This is a genomic window from Streptococcus mitis, assembly GCF_003943905.1.
In the GTDB taxonomy this organism is placed as follows: domain Bacteria; phylum Bacillota; class Bacilli; order Lactobacillales; family Streptococcaceae; genus Streptococcus; species Streptococcus mitis_BC.
In genome coordinates, this window is sequence record NZ_RJNS01000005.1 from 30,517 (window position 1) to 48,205 (window position 17,689).

A 17,689-nucleotide genomic window follows, 5' to 3' on the forward strand; every position below is an offset into this window, starting at 1 on the left:
TGTGTCTCCTGATATTGTCTTATTTCTTTAATTCTACCAAATTTTCATTGATTCGGCGATAAATTGTAGTCAAGTCAAGCAAAGTTTCTTCAACCGCTGGTGTGAGTTGGTCTGCTGTCATACGCCATGACCAGTTTCCACCAAGAGTAGATGGGAAGTTCATACGAGCTGACTCATCTAGTTCTAGCAAGTCTTGCATAGTGGCAATAGCCATGAAGCTAACAGATGAAAAGACTGTGCGAAGCATTGCGTGTGGCACTGTTTCATACTCTTTACGGTTTGTGTAACGAGCCATGTATTCACGAGTTGGATCGTCGATCTCATTACGGTACCAACCAAGGACTGTATTGTTATCGTGTGTTCCTGTGTACATAACAGAATTAGCTGGCGCCAAGTGTGGGCTATCGATACTTTCGTCTTCTGGATTGAAGGCGAATTGAAGAATCTTCATTCCTGGGAAGCCAGTGCGTTCACGCAACTCGATGACTTCATCTGTCATGAAACCAAGGTCTTCTGCGATGATGTTTAGCTCACCAAGCTCTTCCTTAACAGCTGCAAAGAGTTTGTAGCCAGGACCTTTCACCCATTTACCAGGGGCCGCTGTATCGGAACCAGCAGGGATTTCCCAGTAAGATTCAAAGCCACGGAAATGGTCGATACGAACAATATCGTAGATTTTGAAGCTTTCACGCAAGCGTTCAACCCACCATTTGTAACCGTCTTTATCCATTGCTTCCCAGTCATAGATTGGGTTCCCCCAAAGTTGACCAGTTGCAGAAAACTCATCCGGCGGACATCCTGCGATACAGGTTGCTTTACCAGTGGCATCTGTCTTGAAGAGATGTGGATTTGCCCACATGTCGCTTGAATCTTCCGCTACGTAGATAGGCATGTCCCCGACGATTTCGATGTGGTTATCGTTAGCGTAAGCTTTCAATTTCAACCATTGTTGGAAGAAGAAATATTGAGTCACACGGTGGTAAACCAACTTGTCTGCCAATTTCTCACGGTAGCTTTCAAGTGCTGAAGCTTTACGCGCACGAGCATCTGCATCTGGCCATTCTGTCCAAGCAAGATTGTCAAAATGCTCTTTGATCGCCATATACTCTGCGAAGAGTTCGAGCCATGATTGGTTATCTTGAGCAAACTTCTCAAAATCTTTGACATCACCCACTTCCAAGAAGCGTTTAACTGCTTTTTCTAAAAGCGGACGACGTGCGTAATAAATCTTCGCATAGTCAACTTCAGATGCATCACTACCAAAGTCAACACCTTCAAGGTCACTAGCTTCGAGCAAGCCTTGCTCTACCAAGATATCAAGGTCGATAAAATGCGTATTTCCAGCAAAGGCTGAGAATGATTGATATGGAGAATCTCCATAGCTTGTTGTCCCAAGAGGGAGGATTTGCCAGTAACGTTGCTTCGTACGAACCAAGAAATCAACGAAATCATAGGCAGTCTGACCAAATGATCCAATCCCGTATGCTCCTGGTAGAGAAGAGATGTGCATTAACACACCACTTTGACGTTTTTTCATAATAGCACCTCATGTGTTTGTTATAAAACGTTGCGCAATCAAGGCGCAAACGTTTGCGTTGAATTAAGTATAGCGTATTTCAAAGACAAATGCAAGCGTTTTTAAAAATTTTTTTGAATTATTTTTATCTAACTAAAACTTATTCCCACTGATATTTTACGAAATAAGCGAAAAAATTTTTAAAGATTTTCTGATTTAAGATAATTCATTCCGAACGTCTGCTATATTTTCTGAAAATTGGGCTAAATTAACGCAATCGTTTCCCTTGGTTTTCACAAAATAAGAAAATCAGCGTTTAGGATATTTTCTTCCTATTAAAGGTAATCATATCCACTTCCAAACCTTAAAAATTTTTTAAAATTTTTTCAAAAAAACCTTGCAACCGTTTTCTATTTGTGCTATACTAAGCTCATAAAGGAAAACGTTTGCGTTTCCCGAATAAATTATAACTGTTATTCTTTAGGAGGAATACACTATGTCATCTAAATTCATGAAGAGCGCTGCTGTGCTCGGAACTGCTACTCTAGCTAGCTTGCTCTTGGTAGCTTGCTCTTGGTAGCTTGCGGAAGCAAATCTGCTGACAAAGCAGCTGATACTAGCTCTTCAGAAGCGAAAGAAATCACTTTCTACGTTGAAGACCAATATAAAGCCTTCGCTGAATCTGCTGCAAAAGCTTACGAAAAAGAATCTGGCGTAAAAGTTACTATCAAAACAGGAGACCAAATGGGTGGTCTTGATAACCTTTCACTTGACAACCAATCTGGTAAAGCTCCTGATGTTATGATGGCTCCATACGACCGTGTAGGTAGCCTTGGTACTGATGGACAACTTTCAGAAGTTACTCTTAGTGACGGTGCAAAGACAGACGATAAAACAAAATCACTTGTAACGGTTGGTGGTAAAGTCTATGGTGCTCCAGCTGTCATCGAATCACTCGTTTTGTACTATAACAAAGATTTGCTTAAAGAAGCTCCTAAAACATTTGCTGATTTGGAAAACCTTGCTAAAGACAGCAAATACGCTTTCGCTGGTGAAGATGGCAAAACTACTGCCTTCCTAGCTGACTGGACAAACTTCTACTACGCATACGGACTTCTTGCTGGTAATGGCGGTTATGTATTTGGCCAAAACGGTAAAGATCCTAAAGACATCGGTCTTGCAAACGACGGAGCAATCAAAGGTATCGAATATGCTAAATCTTGGTACGAAAAATGGCCTAAAGGTATGCAAGATACTGAAGGAGCTCCAAACTTAATCCAAACTCAATTCCAAGAAGGTAAAACTGCTGCTATCATCGATGGCCCTTGGAAAGCTCAAGCATTCAAAGATGCTAAAGTAAACTACGGTGTTACGACTATCCCAACTCTTCCAAACAGTAAAAACTATGAAACATTTGGTGGTGGTAAAGCTTGGGTTATCCCAGCAAGCACTAAGAACCTTGAAGGCGCTCAAAAATTTGTAGACTTCCTTGTATCAACTGAACAACAAAAAGCCTTCTACGACACTACAAACGAAATCCCAGCTAATACTGAAGCTCGTACTTATGCTGAAGGCAAAAAAGATGAGTTGACCACAGCCGTGATTGAACAGTTCAAAAACGCTCAACCAATGCCAAACATCTCTCAAATGTCAGCTGTTTGGGACCCAGCTAAAACAATGCTCTTTGAAGCTGTAAGTGGTACGAAAGATGCGAAAACAGCTGCTAACGATGCTGTAACATTGATTAAGGACACAATCAAACAAAAATTTGGTGAATAATTGATTTGTTCAAGGGGGGTGGAAGCAAAATCCCCCTTTGAATTTATAGATACGCCTATTATCATACGCATGTATCTTACGATTGAATCCGAGTTTTATCTCGCATCCTATGAAAGGAGTAATCATGGAAAAACAACAGCCTCGCAAAGCAGCCTTGCTGTCAATCATTCCTGGTTTAGGACAAATTTATAACAAACAAAAAGCTAAAGGATTTATTTTCCTTGGTGTTACCGTTTTATTTGTTCTGTATTTTCTAACACTTGCAAGCCCTGAATTAAGCAATCTGATCACACTTGGTGAAAAGCCCGGTCGTGATAATTCACTTTTCATGCTGATTCGTGGTGCCTTCCATTTAATCTTTGTAGTCGTTTACTTGCTCTTTTACATCTTTAATATCAAGGACGCACATACAACTGCTAAACGTATCAATAACGGTATTCCTGTGGCTCGTACCTTCAAGGACATGATTAAAGGAATTTATGAAAATGGATTCCCTTACCTCTTGATCATTCCATCTTACGTTGCCATGACCTTCGCGATTATCTTCCCAGTTATCGTAACCTTGATGATTGCCTTTACCAACTATGACTTCCAGCACCTACCACCAAACAAATTGTTGGACTGGGTTGGTTTAACGAACTTCACAAATATCTGGAGCTTGAGTACCTTCCGTTCTGCCTTTGGTTCTGTTCTTTCTTGGACCATTATTTGGGCCTTGGCTGCTTCTACCTTGCAGATCGTCATTGGTATCTTTACAGCAATCGTTGCCAATCAACCATTTATCAAAGGAAAACGTATCTTCGGTGTTATTTTCCTTCTTCCTTGGGCTGTCCCAGCCTTCATCACTATCTTGACATTCTCAAACATGTTTAATGATAGTGTTGGTGCTATCAACACACAAGTCTTGCCTCTTTTGTCTAAGGTCCTTCCTTTCCTAGATGGAGCTCTTATCCCTTGGAAAACAGATCCTACTTGGACTAAGATTGCCTTGATTATGATGCAAGGTTGGCTAGGATTCCCATACATCTACGTTTTGACCTTGGGTATCTTACAGTCTATTCCTAACGACCTCTACGAAGCGGCTTACATCGATGGTGCCAATGCTTGGCAAAAATTCCGCAACATCACTTTCCCTATGATTTTAGCTGTTGCAGCTCCAACATTGATTAGCCAATACACCTTCAACTTTAACAACTTCTCTATCATGTACCTCTTCAATGGTGGAGGCCCTGGTACTGTCGGAGGCGGAGCCGGTTCAACTGATATCTTGATCTCATGGATTTACCGTTTGACAACAGGTACATCTCCTCAATACTCTATGGCGGCAGCTGTTACCTTGATTATCTCAATCATTGTCATCTCTATCTCTATGATCGCATTCAAGAAACTACACGCATTTGATATGGAGGACGTCTAAGATGAATAACTCAATCAAACTCAAACGTAGACTGACTCAAACCCTCACTTACCTCTACTTGATTGGCCTATCAATCGTGATTATCTATCCACTTTTGATTACCATCATGTCAGCCTTCAAGGCAGGTAACGTCGCAGCCTTTAAACTAGATACTAACATTGACTTCAATTTTGATAACTTTAAAGGGCTCTTCACTGAAACCTTATACGGTACTTGGTATCTCAATACCTTAATCATCGCCTTGATTACCATGGTTGTTCAAACAAGTATCATCGTACTTGCTGGTTATGCTTACAGCCGTTACAACTTCTTGGCTCGTAAGCAAAGTTTGGTCTTCTTCTTAATCATCCAAATGGTGCCAACCATGGCCGCCTTGACTGCCTTCTTCGTTATGGCCCTTATGTTGAACGCCCTTAACCATAGCTGGTTCCTCATCTTCCTCTACGTCGGTGGAGGTATTCCGATGAATGCTTGGCTCATGAAAGGTTACTTTGATACCGTGCCAATGTCTCTTGACGAATCTGCGAAACTAGATGGTGCAGGACACTTCCGTCGCTTCTGGCAAATTGTCCTTCCACTCGTTCGCCCAATGGTAGCTGTACAAGCCCTCTGGGCCTTCATGGGACCTTTCGGGGATTACATCCTCTCTAGTTTCTTACTTCGCGAGAAAGAATACTTTACTGTTGCCGTTGGTCTCCAAACCTTCGTTAGCAATGTGAAAAACATGAAGATTGCCTACTTCTCAGCAGGTGCTATCCTCATCGCCCTTCCAATCTGTATTCTCTTCTTCTTCCTACAAAAGAACTTTGTTTCAGGACTTACAAGTGGTGGCGACAAGGGATAATTTATCCCCGCCACCCTTTTTCATTTTATACTCTTCGAAAATCTCTTCAAACCACGTCAGCTTTATCTCCAACCTCAAAGCTGTGCTTTGAGCAACCTGCGGCTGGCTTCCTAGTTTGCTCTTTGATTTTCATTGAGTATTAGCGATTGTTACTGTAAATAATATTCTTGCAACAAGCAATTTATCTCCTAGACTTGAAATAAAGCACATTTCTCTATATAATAATACTCATATAGAAAACACTTTTAGAAAGATGCCTATGCTTCCATATCCATTCTCGTATTTCTCTAGTATCTGGGGATTTCGTAAGCCCCTATCAAAACGTTTCGGCCTCAACTGGTTTCAGCTTCTCTTTACGAGCATTTTCCTCATCAGTTTGTCTATGGTTCCGATTGCCATTCAAAACAGCTCACAGGAAACGTATCCACTGGATACCTTTATCGATAATGTCTACACTCCACTGACAGATGAAGCGATCATGGACTTGTCAGAGAATGCGCAAATCGTTGATGGAAAGCTGAACTACTCAGGTACGAAGAATCAGCAAGCTTCTCTTCTGATTGGTCCAAGTCCAAGTAAAGAATTGCCAAAGGACTTGCAACTTCATTTTGATACGGAAGAACTCGTCATCAGTAAGGAAAGTAAGGAACTGACTCGCATTCGCTACCACGCGATTCAAACGGAGAGTTTCCAGAGTAAGGAAGATCTAACCCAGGCCATTTCTAAAGATTGGTACCAACAAAATCGGGTCTATATCAGTCTCTTTCTCGTTCTTGGTGCAAGCTTCCTCTTTGGATTGAATTTCTTTATTGTCTCTCTTGGAGCTAGTCTCCTCCTTTATATCACCAAAAAATCACGCCTCTTTTCATTTAGGACTTTTAAAGAGTGCTACCATTTTATCTTGAACTGTTTAGGATTACCCACTCTGATTACGCTTGTTTTGGGACTTTTTGGCCAAAATATGACAACCCTTATCACTGTACAAAACATTCTTTTTGTTCTTTATCTGGTCACCATCTTTTATAAAACACATTACCGCGATCCAGATTATCATAAATAGGAGATTTTTATGCCCGTGACGATTAAAGATGTGGCTAAAGCAGCAGGTGTCTCACCTTCCACTGTTACCCGCGTCATTCAAAACAAATCAACGATTAGTGATGAAACCAAAAAACGAGTTCGCAAGGCTATGAAGGAACTCAACTACCATCCCAACCTCAATGCTCGTAGCTTGGTAAGTAGTTATACTCAGGTTATCGGCTTGGTGCTCCCTGATGACTCGGATGCCTTTTACCAAAATCCTTTCTTCCCATCTGTTCTACGAGGGATCGCCCAAGTGGCATCTGAGAACCACTATGCTATCCAGATTGCAACGGGGAAAGATGCAAAAGAGCGGCTCAAAGCTATTTCCCAGATGGTCTATGGTAAGCGTGTAGATGGTTTGATTTTCCTCTATGCCCAAGAAGAGGATCCTTTGGTTAAGCTAGTAGCAGATGAGCAATTTCCTTTCCTTATCTTAGGTAAATCTCTATCTCCCTTCATTCCGCTCGTCGATAATGACAATGTCCAGGCAGGTTTTGATGCAACAGAATATTTCATCAAAAAAGGATGCAAGCGAATTGCCTTCATCGGAGGAACCAAAAAACTTTTCGTAACACAAGATCGTCTAATGGGTTATGAGTTAGCTCTTAAACGATACCAACTTCCTATTGATCCAAATCTGACCTACTTTGCGACCGAATTTCTTGAAGATAATGGTTATCGCTTTAGTAAACTTCTCTTCGAGCATGATCCAAATATTGATGCTATTATTACTATTGATAGCCTTCTTGCTGCAGGGGTCTGTGATTACATCGCAAAACACCAACTGGATGTCCCTGTCCTCAGCTTTGACTCGGTCAACCCTAAACTGAACTTGGCAGCCTATGTGGATATCAATAGCTTAGAACTCGGGCGCGTTTCCTTTGAAACCATTCTCCAGATTATTAACGATGCCAAAAACAATAAACAGATTTGTTACCGCCAGTTGATTGGACACAAAATTATCGAAAAATAAAGACCAGCCCCAAGGCTGGTCTTTTGAGTATTATTAATTGTCTGTTTCTACGAATCGTCCGAGGATGTGGACATTTTCAGATACAGAGACAAAGGCTGTCGGATCGACCTGTTTCATGATGTGTTTAAAATCATTAAACTCTGCTCGTGTGATAACCGTAATCAAGACTGCTTTTCTCTCATGATTATAGGTTCCTTCCGCATCGTGGATCATAGTAGCTCCGCGGTGCAATTTTTTATGGATTTTTTCGATTACCTTGTCAGGATTACTGGTCACAATCATGGCCTGCATCCGTTTTTGCTTGGTAAAGACAGCGTCTGTCACACGACTAGAGACAAAGATGGTAATCATTGAGTAGAGGGCGTATTTCCAACCAAAGGTCAATCCTGCTATCAGCATAATCGTCCCATTTACCAAGAAAGAAATACTGCCGACATTCTTACCCGTTTTCTTTCGAATGGTGAGACTGACGATATCTGTACCTCCGCTAGAAATATTGTTACGGAGTGCAAAACCAATCCCCAAGCCCATGACAACACCCCCAAAAAGAGCATTGATGATGGGATCCTCTGTCAAGGTCACAACTGGCACAAGCTGGATAAAGAGGGAACTCATGGATACTGTGATAAAGGTAAAGATTGTAAACTTATGCCCAATCTGATACCAAGCCAAAATCATCAACGGAAAATTGATGGCATAAAAGGTCAGCGATATCGGAATATAAAAACCAAACCAGTGATTACTCAAAGCAGAGATAATCTGTGCCAGACCCGTCGCACCACTCGAATAAACGTGTCCTGGTTGAAAAAAGAAATTGACCGCTACTGCTGACAAAAAGCCATAAACCAGAGAAGCCGATACTTTCTCATCATATTTTTCCCGAGAGATACTTTGTAAAACTCGTAAGATTTTTATCTGATAAGCAAAGCGGCGCAGATAATAGCGCCACCGCTTAATTTGTTTTGCTTGTTTCATCTTTTTTTATTAAGTAAGAATCCTAAAAAAGTATCACTTTGCTATTTTCTTCCTGTACTCGTAAACTGAGTTCCTCTAGTTGTTTGAGAGCGACTGTTGATGGAGCTTGAGTCATTGGATCAGTTGCCTTGTTGTTCTTAGGAAAGGCAATGACTTCACGAATATTTTCTTCTCCTGCTAAGAGCATCACAAAACGGTCAAGACCGATAGCCAAACCACCGTGTGGTGGGAAACCATAGTCCATGGCTTCAAGAAGGAAACCGAACTGGTCATTGGCTTCCTCAGCTGAGAAACCAAGAGCCTTGAACATGCGTTCTTGGAGTTCTTTTTGGTTGATACGAAGACTACCACCACCAAGCTCATAACCGTTCAAGACGATATCGTAAGCAATGGCACGAACCTTAGCCAAATCACCTTCTAATTCGTGAGCTGTTTCTTCCTGTGGAAGGGTAAATGGATGGTGGGCACTCATGTAGCGACCTTCTTCTTCAGACCATTCAAACATCGGCCAGTCAACAATCCAAAGGAAGTTGAATTTATCGTTATCAATCAAGCCAAGCTCTTTAGCAATACGACCACGAAGGGCACCAAGGGTTGCATTTGCCACTTCAAGCGTATCCGCCACAAAGAGAACCAAATCCTTATCTTCAAGACCAAGCGCTGCTGTCAATTCTGCTTGAATGCTAGTCAAGAACTTGGCAACTGGTCCGTTTAATTCTCCATCAACAACCTTGACCCAAGCAAGACCTTTGGCACCATATTGTTTGGCTACTTCGGTCATCTTGTCGATGTCTTTACGTGAGTAGTTATCTGCAGCTCCTTTGACCACAATGGCTTTAACGGCAGGTGCTTCTGAGAAGACTTTAAAATCAACACCCTTGACAACTTCTGTCAAGTCCTGAAGCAACATGTCAAAACGGGTATCAGGTTTGTCAGAACCGTAAAGAGCCATCGCATCATCGTATTTCATACGAGGAAATGGAAGCGTCACGTCGATGCCTTTAGTTTCTTTCATCACGCGGGCAATCAAGCCTTCTGTGATATCTTGGATCTCTTGCTCAGTAAGGAAGGATGTTTCCAAGTCGACCTGAGTGAACTCAGGCTGACGATCACCACGCAAGTCCTCGTCACGGAAACATTTGACGATTTGGTAATAGCGGTCGAAACCAGCATTCATCAACAATTGCTTGGTGATCTGTGGACTTTGAGGAAGCGCGTAGAAATGCCCTTTATTGACACGAGATGGCACCAAATAATCACGCGCCCCTTCTGGCGTTGACTTAGAAAGGAATGGCGTCTCCACATCGATAAACTCCAACTCATCCAAGTAATTACGGATAGAGTGGGTCACCTTTGCACGAAGCTTAAGGTTTTCTAGCATTTCTGGACGACGAAGGTCAAGGTAACGGTAACGCAAACGTGTATCGTCATTGGCCTCAATACCATCCTTAATCTCAAAAGGTGTTGTTTTGGCTGTATTAAGCACAGTAAGAGCTGTCACGTTCAACTCAACCGCACCAGTCGGCAATTTATCATTGGCTTGCTCACGCGTAGCAACTTGTCCAGTTACCTCAATGACAAATTCGCTACGAAGACTTTCAGCTGTTTCCATGACCTCTGCAGATACTTTTTCAGGGTTGATAACCAACTGCATGATCCCTTCACGGTCACGAAGGTCGATGAAGATCAAACCACCAAGGTCACGACGACGGCCAACCCATCCTTTCAAGGTCATTTCTTGTCCGATGTGTTCCTCACGAACACGACCAGCATACATACTACGTTTCATGTTTTCTCTCCTCTTTTATTCTGTTACTATTTTACCATAAAAGCGCAGGCACTTCATGAAAATCAGCAGAAAAGTTTGATTGCCTTTAGAAATCAAAACGAACAGACAAAAAATCCGATGAAAACGTCATCGGATTCTCTGATTATGATTCTTAACCTTTTTTACGCTTTTCAGCAATCTCAGCTGCCTTTTTAGGTAGAACAATCTCCGTCGCATAAGCCGAAGCAAAACGCAAGACACCTGCAATAGGCGCAAAGACAACCGCTAGATAGTTGTAAAAGAAATCGCCTTTAAAGGCATAGGCAAGCCCCCCGATAATAAAGAAGAGAACGACTGCCTGTATCACTGCTAATAAAATTACTCGTTTCATGTGACCTCCTGACTCTATTATAGCATGAGTATCATCAAAAAGCCGATTAAATTATTCAAAGCGTGGAGAGAAATGCTATAAAGAAGACCTTTTCGGCTTACATAAGCCAGTCCCAAACTCAATCCCAGACTGGCATAAACTAAAAACTGTTGCAAAGTTCCCGGAAAATGAATCAAGGCAAAAAGCACACTCGATACGAGGAGAAACAGAGCTGTCTGTTTGCTGTTGTTCTGTTTAGGAAAGAGATAGCGCGCTAACATCCCTCTAAAAATGAGTTCTTCCGTCAGAGGAGCAAAGACAACTACCATAAAGAAACCAAAGACAGGCTGAGCAACTGTCAGTTGTGATACGATTTGTTGATTGACCGACGGATCATCTGGCAAAAAGAACTGGGCTGTAATCGCCACTAGCAAAACCAGGGTTGGTAACCAAATGAAACGATTAAAAGCTGTCGTCTGGATGCTAACCTTTTCTGTCTGATACCATCTGTAAACTCCATAAACATAGGCCCCTGACAGAGCGATATAAAGTGGTAAGACTCCATATATTGAAGCCCCTAGTCCAAGAGCTGATAAAGCCATACTCTGAACTAGACCATAACCAAAGAAAAAGGATAGAACAGCTAGAAGAAACCAGCCAAGATTTTTAAGAAATTTCATAAAAGACTCCTATTTGAAATGAAGACTTAGCATTGTTATTCATATCATTTTGATAAAAATGTGGAATACAGTCGCAACTAAAAGGGATAATAAGCGAATTCCTCTTGCAAAAATAGAAACGGTGGTAATGGTTTTATAAAGATATTTTGGAGCAAGCAAGAGCAATGTTGATCCTAGGAAAAAGAGGGTCAGGAATAAGGTCCTGACCAGTTTTTCTACTATTAAAAGCCTAATTTTTCAAAGATTTCTGAGAAATTTTGATTGATAGCATCAAGTGACACTTGAACTTCTTCTCGAGTTTGGTTGTTCTTGACTGTCACTTGTCCGCTTTCGACTTCGCTCTCTCCTAGAGTGATGAGGGCCTTAGCCGCAAAGACATCGGCGGACTTGAACTGAGCTTTGAGTTTACGGTTGAGGTAATCACGCTCTGCTTTGAATCCTTGTTGGCGAAGAGCCTGTACCAACTCCAAGGCCTTGACATTTGCGTCTTCACCCAAGACTGCGATATAGACATCTAGAGCGTTCTCGATAGGAAGGGCCACACCTTGTTTTTCAAGGATGAGGAGCAGACGCTCTACACCAAGTCCAAAACCAAATCCAGCAGTCTCAGGGCCACCAAAGTAGGAAACCAAGCCATCGTAGCGACCTCCTGCACAGACTGTCAAGTCATTGCCCTCGATTTCAGTGATAAACTCGAAAATCGTGTGGTTGTAGTAGTCCAGACCACGCACCATATTGGTATCAATGATGTAATCTACTCCAAGATTTTCCAACATCTGACGCACAGCATCAAAGTGAGCTTGACTTTCTTCATCAAGGAAGTCCAAGATAGACGGCGCATTCTCTACTGCCACCTTGTCTTCTTTTTCCTTAGAGTCCAAGACACGGAGAGGATTTGCCTCCAAACGACGTTGGCTATCCTTAGACAAGGTCTCCTTGAGCGGTGTCAAATAGTCGATCAAGGCTTGACGGTAGGCTGCACGGCTCTCAGGATTTCCCAGAGTGTTAAGGTGCAATTTGACACCTTGAATGCCGATTTCTTTCAAGAAATGGGCTGCCATAGCGATCGTTTCTACATCGGTAGCTGGATTGCTTGAGCCAAAACACTCGACACCAATCTGGTGGAACTGACGTAAACGACCTGCTTGCGGACGCTCATAACGGAACATTGGGCCCATGTAGTAGAACTTACTTGGCTTTTGCACTTCTGGGGCGAAAAGTTTATTTTCCACATAAGAACGGACAACGGGCGCAGTTCCTTCAGGACGAAGAGTGATATGGCGGTCTCCCTTATCGTAAAAGTCGTACATTTCCTTGGTTACGATATCAGTTGTGTCCCCGACAGAGCGACTGATAACCTCGTAATGCTCAAAAATAGGCGTGCGCACTTCTGCGTAGTTATAGCGCTTGAAAATTTCACGGGCAAAGCCCTCAACGTACTGCCACTTGGCAGACTCAGCAGGCAAGATATCCTGCGTTCCTTTTGGTTTTTGTAATTTCATAGGGAATCCTCTTTAAACTTAATAGTCTTATTTTACCATAAATAGAGGGATTAAAACAGTGAGAAAAAATCAGGATTTAGATATCATTTTTGAGATTAAGAATTGTCAAAAAAATAGCCAGCAAGGAAAGACCAACAAATAGCATCCAAGTCAACTGTATATTCCATACGGCTACAAGTGAAAAACAAGCTGTTCCCACAGGTATGGATAAGGTAAACAATAAACCTAAAAAATTACTGGTACGAGCTAGAACCTCTGGAGCTAGATTTTTCATGAGCATGGAACTAATCTTTGGTGAAACTTTGCCAGACACATACAGAGTAAAAAAGAGAAATAGCAAACCAAGCACGACTTGATTGAATAAGTTAGCTAGACCAACTAGACTGACTCCCAATGTCGCCCACATCATCAATCTAGGCAAGGACTGCTTCCCAAAATAATCATTGCCCGTAAGGCTACTGATGATGATTGCTAATAAAACACAGACTTGCTCGATAAATAGTGCCTCTGTGTAAGAAAAATTCAAGAGAGAATGGCTCAAAAAGAAGATGCTATAAATGCTTCCTAAAGCGCCACCCAAGGCATTGATAAGCAAGACAGCAAAGATCATGAAACCAAAGTTTTTCTGCCCACTTTTAAGAAAAACGAGACGTAAATTTCGATAAATCGTTAGAAATTGGTCTTTGATAGGAAGCTTCTCATTTTTTAGGATTTCACCATCAGGAGATGAAATTGACAGGTTTAATTTGCTTCTTCCTAAAAAGAGAATAGAGGCTGATACTAGGAAAAAACAAGCATTGATTCCCGCAACGAGAGAAAAATTGTTGACCGATAGACCTAAGAGCCAGACTCCGAAAGCTTGACCACCAATAGCTGAAATATAGGTGATAAACTGGGAAAAAGAATAAGCTTCCATCAGATTTTGTTCAGCTACTTTTTCCTTGATGAGAGGCATGCGCAAACCACCAGCAAAATCACTGATGACATCACTAATAACATTGATTAAACACAGGCTAGAAAAGGCAAATAAACTAGCTTGCTGAACAACTAAAGCTGCTAGAAAAAATAAAACTGCTTGAAACAAACCGCTATAGACCATCCATTTGACCTTGTCCCTCGTGTAATCTGCCCGAATCCCTGCAAAAACTGTAAAGAGAGTCGGAAGAATCATGACAATATTCGCCATAGCAACCGCAAAAGATGCTTGTGGCAAGGTCGACGCATAAACGATAAATACCAGGTTAAAAATTGAAGCACCAAAAGCATTGAAGAAGCGTGACAAAGTCAAGAGTCGATAAGCTTGATTTCTAAACAATAGTTTCATAGGTAATCTCCCTTCTTGTTCGAACTTCTATATGAAGTATGGCTTTAGTATAGCACTTAAAAATTTTAGAGGAAGAACTTTTGAATATATGCAACAAATAAAATAGGCAAAAAACGATAGAACTTCTTTGATGGCCTGAGAGAGCTCAAGAGTTCTATCGCTTCAAATTTCAAATTATTTTCTTACCTTGCAGATATTCAAGCATCAGTCGTTTTTCTATAGTATTCGGCAGATTTATTACAGCCAAGTATCTCAAAAATACGGACAGCATCTTCCATCTTTTTTTGTCCTTCCTTAACTCTGCCTTGCTTGCTATCAAGGAGACCTTCTGCCCACAAATAGACAATTCGGAAATAGGTCTCATTTTCCTTGTAGAAATGCTCTTCTATGACATCTTTAAAATAATAGGCATTGGTAAATTCTTCACACTCAATACTAGCTAAAAAACCATTCAATAGCATGGTGTGAAAAAGGTTGCGATTACCAGACATTTCCATTAGAAAATCAGATTTGCGGACCATTTCTCGTACATATCTAGTAAAAAGAGGAATAGATAAGAGTGGGGAACTAACTGAGAACAAATTGAGTTCATAGCTTCCCCAAATCTCGGTAGAAAACAGGTAATCATGAAGGACTTTCCCTTCCTCTGTTGTTAACTCTACCGTTTCATCCATGCTCTTCATATAAGACTTGATCATAATGGCATTTAGAATATGTTTCTGTTTGTTTTGAGAATTGGCAGACTTTTGATACTCCTTGCGATACAAGTCCTCGAGAGGCGCTATGTTCTTTGGATCCAAGATATCTGTGATTTCTTTTCTCAACTCAGAATCTGTATCATACTGAAAACCTCTCGCCAGAAAGAGGATTTCCTCTACACTCGCAGATATATTTTCTAGGGCAAACAGAAACTTTCCCACCGAAAGTTCACTCTGACCTGTTTCAAATCGGGACAACATGGACGGCGAAAATTGTCCCCCAGTTGCTTGTCTCAGCGAGATATTTTTTGACTCTCGTAATTGTCTAAAGACTTTTCCAATCTGCTCCATAGACTTCCCCTTGATTCCGTATTTTCTTCATTTTATCATATTTTTCAGAAAATTCATCAAAAACTTGCTAAATTGTCAGAATTATGAGAAAATAGAGGATATTTATCACGTGGAGGGACTGTTATGAGAGACGATATCAAAATCAATGACCGCGCTTTGGCCTTACAAGACCAAATTATCGAAAAACTAGAGAAGGTTTTTGATACAGATGTGGAATTGGATGTTTATAATCTAGGACTGATTTATGAAATTAATCTGGATGAAACAGGTCTCTGCAAGATTGTCATGACTTTCACCGACACTGCCTGCGATTGCGCCGAAAGCCTGCCTATCGAAATCGTCGCAGGTCTCAAACAAATCGAGGGTATCGAAGATGTCAAGGTTGAAGTTACCTGGTCGCCTGCTTGGAAGATCACACGAATCAGTCGCTACGGCCGTATCGCCCTTGGACTGCCACCTCGTTAATACTCTTCAAAAATCTCTTCAAACCACGTCAGCTTTATCTCCAACCTCAAAGCTGTGCTTTGAGCAACCTGCGCCTAGCTTTCTAGTTTGCTCTTTGATTTTTATTGAGTATAAGCAGGCAAATCACTTTTGAAGATGAAAAGAAGCAAGCCGAAATGGCTTGCTTTTTGAGTTTATTTTTTACCTGACTTGTCCATATTCCAGAAGTCTGTCACGGCTCCGCGAGAAGCGGATGATACGATGTGGGCATATTTACCGAGAACACCACGGCTGTAAAGTGGTGGCAAGGTTGTTTCTGCCTTGCGTTTTTCAAGTTCTTCTTCAGATACGGCCATGGAAATTTCTTTGGTATCTTGGTCAACCGTAACGATGTCACCTGTACGGAGGTAGGCAATCGGTCCACCATCCTGAGCTTCAGGAGCGATATGTCCGACAACCAGACCATAAGTACCACCAGAGAAGCGTCCATCTGTCAAGAGGGCAACCTTATCTCCTTGACCTTTACCAACGATCATAGAAGAAAGTGAGAGCATCTCAGGCATACCAGGACCACCCTTCGGTCCAACGAAACGAACAACGACAACATCGCCATCAACGATTTCATCTGTCAAGACAGCCTGGATAGCGTCTTCTTCTGAGTCAAAGACCTTAGCTGGTCCAACGTGACGACGCACTTTAACACCTGATACCTTGGCAACCGCTCCATCAGGGGCAAGGTTCCCGTTCAAGATGATAAGCGGACCGTCTGCACGTTTTGGATTTTCAAGTGGCATAATGACTTTTTGGCCTGGTGTAAGGTCTGCAAAGTCAGCCAAGTTTTCAGCGACTGTCTTACCAGTACATGTGATACGGTCGCCATGAAGGAAACCATTTGCCAAAAGGTATTTCATAACCGCTGGCACACCACCGACTTCGTAGAGGTCTTGGAAGACATACTGACCAGATGGTTTCAAGTCAGCCAAGTGAGGCACACGTTCTTGGATTGTATTGAAGTCCTCAAGTGACAAGTCAACATTAGCCGCATGGGCAATGGCAAGCAAGTGAAGAGTGGCATTTGTAGAACCACCGAGAGCCATCGTTACAGTGATGGCATCTTCAAAGGCTTCACGAGTCAAGATATCTGATGGTTTGAGACCAAGTTCCAGCATCTTAACAACAGCACGTCCTGCTGCTTCGATATCTTCTTTCTTGTCGGCTGATTCAGCTGGGTGAGATGAAGATCCTGGCAAACTCATACCGAGAACTTCGATAGCAGTCGCCATGGTGTTAGCTGTATACATACCACCACAGCCACCAGGGCCCGGGCAGGCATTACATTCAAGACGTTTCACGTCCTCAGCTGTCATGTCACCGTGGTTCCATTTTCCGATTCCCTCAAAAACAGAAACCAAGTCAATGTCTTTTCCATCAAGATTTCCCGGTGCAATGGTTCCACCATAGGCGAAAATAGCTGGAATATTCATGTTAGCAATGGCAATCATAGAACCAGGCATGTTCTTGTCACAGCCACCGATAGCGACAAAGGCATCGACGTTATGACCACCCATCGCCGCCTCGATGGAGTCCGCGATGATATCACGAGACGTCAAAGAGAAACGCATACCAGGCGTTCCCATGGCAATCCCGTCCGCTACGGTAATAGTTCCAAACTGAACAGGCCAAGCGCCTGCAGATTTGACACCTTCTTTAGCCAATTTCCCGAAATCATGCAAGTGGATGTTACATGGTGTATTTTCCGCCCAAGTCGAAATCACTCCCACAATCGGTGTTTCAAAGTCCTTATCTGTCATACCAGTCGCACGAAGCATAGCACGGTTTGGTGATTTCACCATACTGTCATAAATGCTACTGCGGTGACGTTTATCTAATTCAGTCATCTTATCCCTCCCATTTCAGTTTTTACTATTATAGCACATTTTAAAGGCAATGAACAGAAGAAAATTC

Annotated in this window: 14 protein-coding genes and 1 pseudogene; 6 read left to right on the plus strand and 9 right to left on the minus strand. The window is 42.0% G+C overall.

All coding sequences use genetic code 11. The features are described from left to right. Window positions 1–19: 19 nt before the first annotated feature. Complete coding sequence (gene malQ, locus D8854_RS08265) at window positions 20–1,537, minus strand: 4-alpha-glucanotransferase (RefSeq protein WP_084872111.1); 1,518 nt, start codon at window positions 1,535–1,537, stop codon at window positions 20–22. 475 nt (window positions 1,538–2,012) lie between these two features. Here malQ and D8854_RS08270 point away from each other — a divergent pair. From D8854_RS08270 to D8854_RS08290, 5 genes and pseudogenes are all read left to right on the plus strand, one after another. Then, window positions 2,013–3,295 (plus strand): annotated as a pseudogene (locus D8854_RS08270) (extracellular solute-binding protein). A 124-nt stretch (window positions 3,296–3,419) separates the two neighbouring features. Further along, window positions 3,420–4,712, plus strand: a complete 1,293-nt coding sequence (locus tag D8854_RS08275) for a sugar ABC transporter permease (protein ID WP_045618050.1) — start codon at window positions 3,420–3,422, stop codon at window positions 4,710–4,712. Between the two features lies 1 nt (window position 4,713). Further along, window positions 4,714–5,556, plus strand: coding sequence for a sugar ABC transporter permease (locus tag D8854_RS08280; RefSeq protein ID WP_001065641.1), 843 nt, complete (start codon window positions 4,714–4,716; stop codon window positions 5,554–5,556). A gap of 259 nt (window positions 5,557–5,815) precedes the next feature. Then, entirely contained in the window at window positions 5,816–6,616 is an 801-nt protein-coding gene (locus D8854_RS08285; protein WP_125450489.1) for a DUF1189 domain-containing protein, read from the plus strand. 9 nt (window positions 6,617–6,625) lie between these two features. Then, entirely contained in the window at window positions 6,626–7,612 is a 987-nt protein-coding gene (locus D8854_RS08290; protein ID WP_045618053.1) for a LacI family DNA-binding transcriptional regulator, read from the plus strand. 33 nt (window positions 7,613–7,645) lie between these two features. Here the strand turns inward: D8854_RS08290 and D8854_RS08295 are convergent, their stop codons facing one another. The 7 genes from D8854_RS08295 to D8854_RS08330 form a co-directional block, all read right to left on the minus strand. Beyond that, a complete protein-coding gene (locus D8854_RS08295; RefSeq protein WP_125450490.1) occupies window positions 7,646–8,587 on the minus strand; it encodes a YitT family protein in 942 nt (313 codons plus the stop codon). Window positions 8,588–8,609: 22 nt separating this feature from the next. Further along, the gene (gene aspS / locus D8854_RS08300; RefSeq protein WP_125450491.1) at window positions 8,610–10,376 is read right to left on the minus strand and encodes an aspartate--tRNA ligase; all 1,767 of its coding nucleotides are present in this window, start codon (window positions 10,374–10,376) and stop codon (window positions 8,610–8,612) included. A 151-nt stretch (window positions 10,377–10,527) separates the two neighbouring features. Continuing rightward, entirely contained in the window at window positions 10,528–10,746 is a 219-nt protein-coding gene (locus D8854_RS08305) for a hypothetical protein (RefSeq protein ID WP_084972068.1), read from the minus strand. Window positions 10,747–10,763: 17 nt separating this feature from the next. Continuing rightward, window positions 10,764–11,405, minus strand: coding sequence for a CPBP family intramembrane glutamic endopeptidase (locus D8854_RS08310; protein ID WP_125450492.1), 642 nt, complete (start codon window positions 11,403–11,405; stop codon window positions 10,764–10,766). A gap of 221 nt (window positions 11,406–11,626) precedes the next feature. After that, a complete protein-coding gene (hisS, locus tag D8854_RS08320) occupies window positions 11,627–12,907 on the minus strand; it encodes a histidine--tRNA ligase (RefSeq protein WP_045618062.1) in 1,281 nt (426 codons plus the stop codon). Between the two features lie 76 nt (window positions 12,908–12,983). After that, entirely contained in the window at window positions 12,984–14,231 is a 1,248-nt protein-coding gene (locus D8854_RS08325) for a transporter (RefSeq protein ID WP_045618064.1), read from the minus strand. Window positions 14,232–14,428: 197 nt separating this feature from the next. Continuing rightward, window positions 14,429–15,280, minus strand: a complete 852-nt coding sequence (locus D8854_RS08330; protein ID WP_125450493.1) for a helix-turn-helix domain-containing protein — start codon at window positions 15,278–15,280, stop codon at window positions 14,429–14,431. Window positions 15,281–15,403: 123 nt separating this feature from the next. Between D8854_RS08330 and D8854_RS08340 the strand changes: the two genes are divergently transcribed. Next, window positions 15,404–15,745, plus strand: coding sequence for a metal-sulfur cluster assembly factor (locus D8854_RS08340; protein WP_001204052.1), 342 nt, complete (start codon window positions 15,404–15,406; stop codon window positions 15,743–15,745). A 173-nt stretch (window positions 15,746–15,918) separates the two neighbouring features. Here the strand turns inward: D8854_RS08340 and ilvD are convergent, their stop codons facing one another. Then, complete coding sequence (ilvD, locus tag D8854_RS08345; RefSeq protein WP_000137349.1) at window positions 15,919–17,622, minus strand: dihydroxy-acid dehydratase; 1,704 nt, start codon at window positions 17,620–17,622, stop codon at window positions 15,919–15,921. Window positions 17,623–17,689: the final 67 nt, after the last annotated feature.

Bases quoted from the DNA above. Each gene is read 5' to 3' on its own strand.
- D8854_RS08275 (WP_045618050.1), top strand. From the start codon at position 3,420: ATGGAAAAACAACAGCCTCGCAAAGCAGCCTTGCTGTCAATCATTCCT.
- D8854_RS08285 (WP_125450489.1), top strand. From the start codon at position 5,816: ATGCTTCCATATCCATTCTCGTATTTCTCTAGTATCTGGGGATTTCGT.
- D8854_RS08305 (WP_084972068.1), bottom strand. From the start codon at position 10,746: ATGAAACGAGTAATTTTATTAGCAGTGATACAGGCAGTCGTTCTCTTC.
- D8854_RS08325 (WP_045618064.1), bottom strand. From the start codon at position 14,231: ATGAAACTATTGTTTAGAAATCAAGCTTATCGACTCTTGACTTTGTCA.
- D8854_RS08280 (WP_001065641.1), top strand. From the start codon at position 4,714: ATGAATAACTCAATCAAACTCAAACGTAGACTGACTCAAACCCTCACT.
- D8854_RS08295 (WP_125450490.1), bottom strand. From the start codon at position 8,587: ATGAAACAAGCAAAACAAATTAAGCGGTGGCGCTATTATCTGCGCCGC.
- malQ (WP_084872111.1), bottom strand. From the start codon at position 1,537: ATGAAAAAACGTCAAAGTGGTGTGTTAATGCACATCTCTTCTCTACCA.
- aspS (WP_125450491.1), bottom strand. From the start codon at position 10,376: ATGAAACGTAGTATGTATGCTGGTCGTGTTCGTGAGGAACACATCGGA.
- D8854_RS08290 (WP_045618053.1), top strand. From the start codon at position 6,626: ATGCCCGTGACGATTAAAGATGTGGCTAAAGCAGCAGGTGTCTCACCT.
- hisS (WP_045618062.1), bottom strand. From the start codon at position 12,907: ATGAAATTACAAAAACCAAAAGGAACGCAGGATATCTTGCCTGCTGAG.
- D8854_RS08330 (WP_125450493.1), bottom strand. From the start codon at position 15,280: ATGGAGCAGATTGGAAAAGTCTTTAGACAATTACGAGAGTCAAAAAAT.
- ilvD (WP_000137349.1), bottom strand. From the start codon at position 17,622: ATGACTGAATTAGATAAACGTCACCGCAGTAGCATTTATGACAGTATG.
- D8854_RS08310 (WP_125450492.1), bottom strand. From the start codon at position 11,405: ATGAAATTTCTTAAAAATCTTGGCTGGTTTCTTCTAGCTGTTCTATCC.
- D8854_RS08340 (WP_001204052.1), top strand. From the start codon at position 15,404: ATGAGAGACGATATCAAAATCAATGACCGCGCTTTGGCCTTACAAGAC.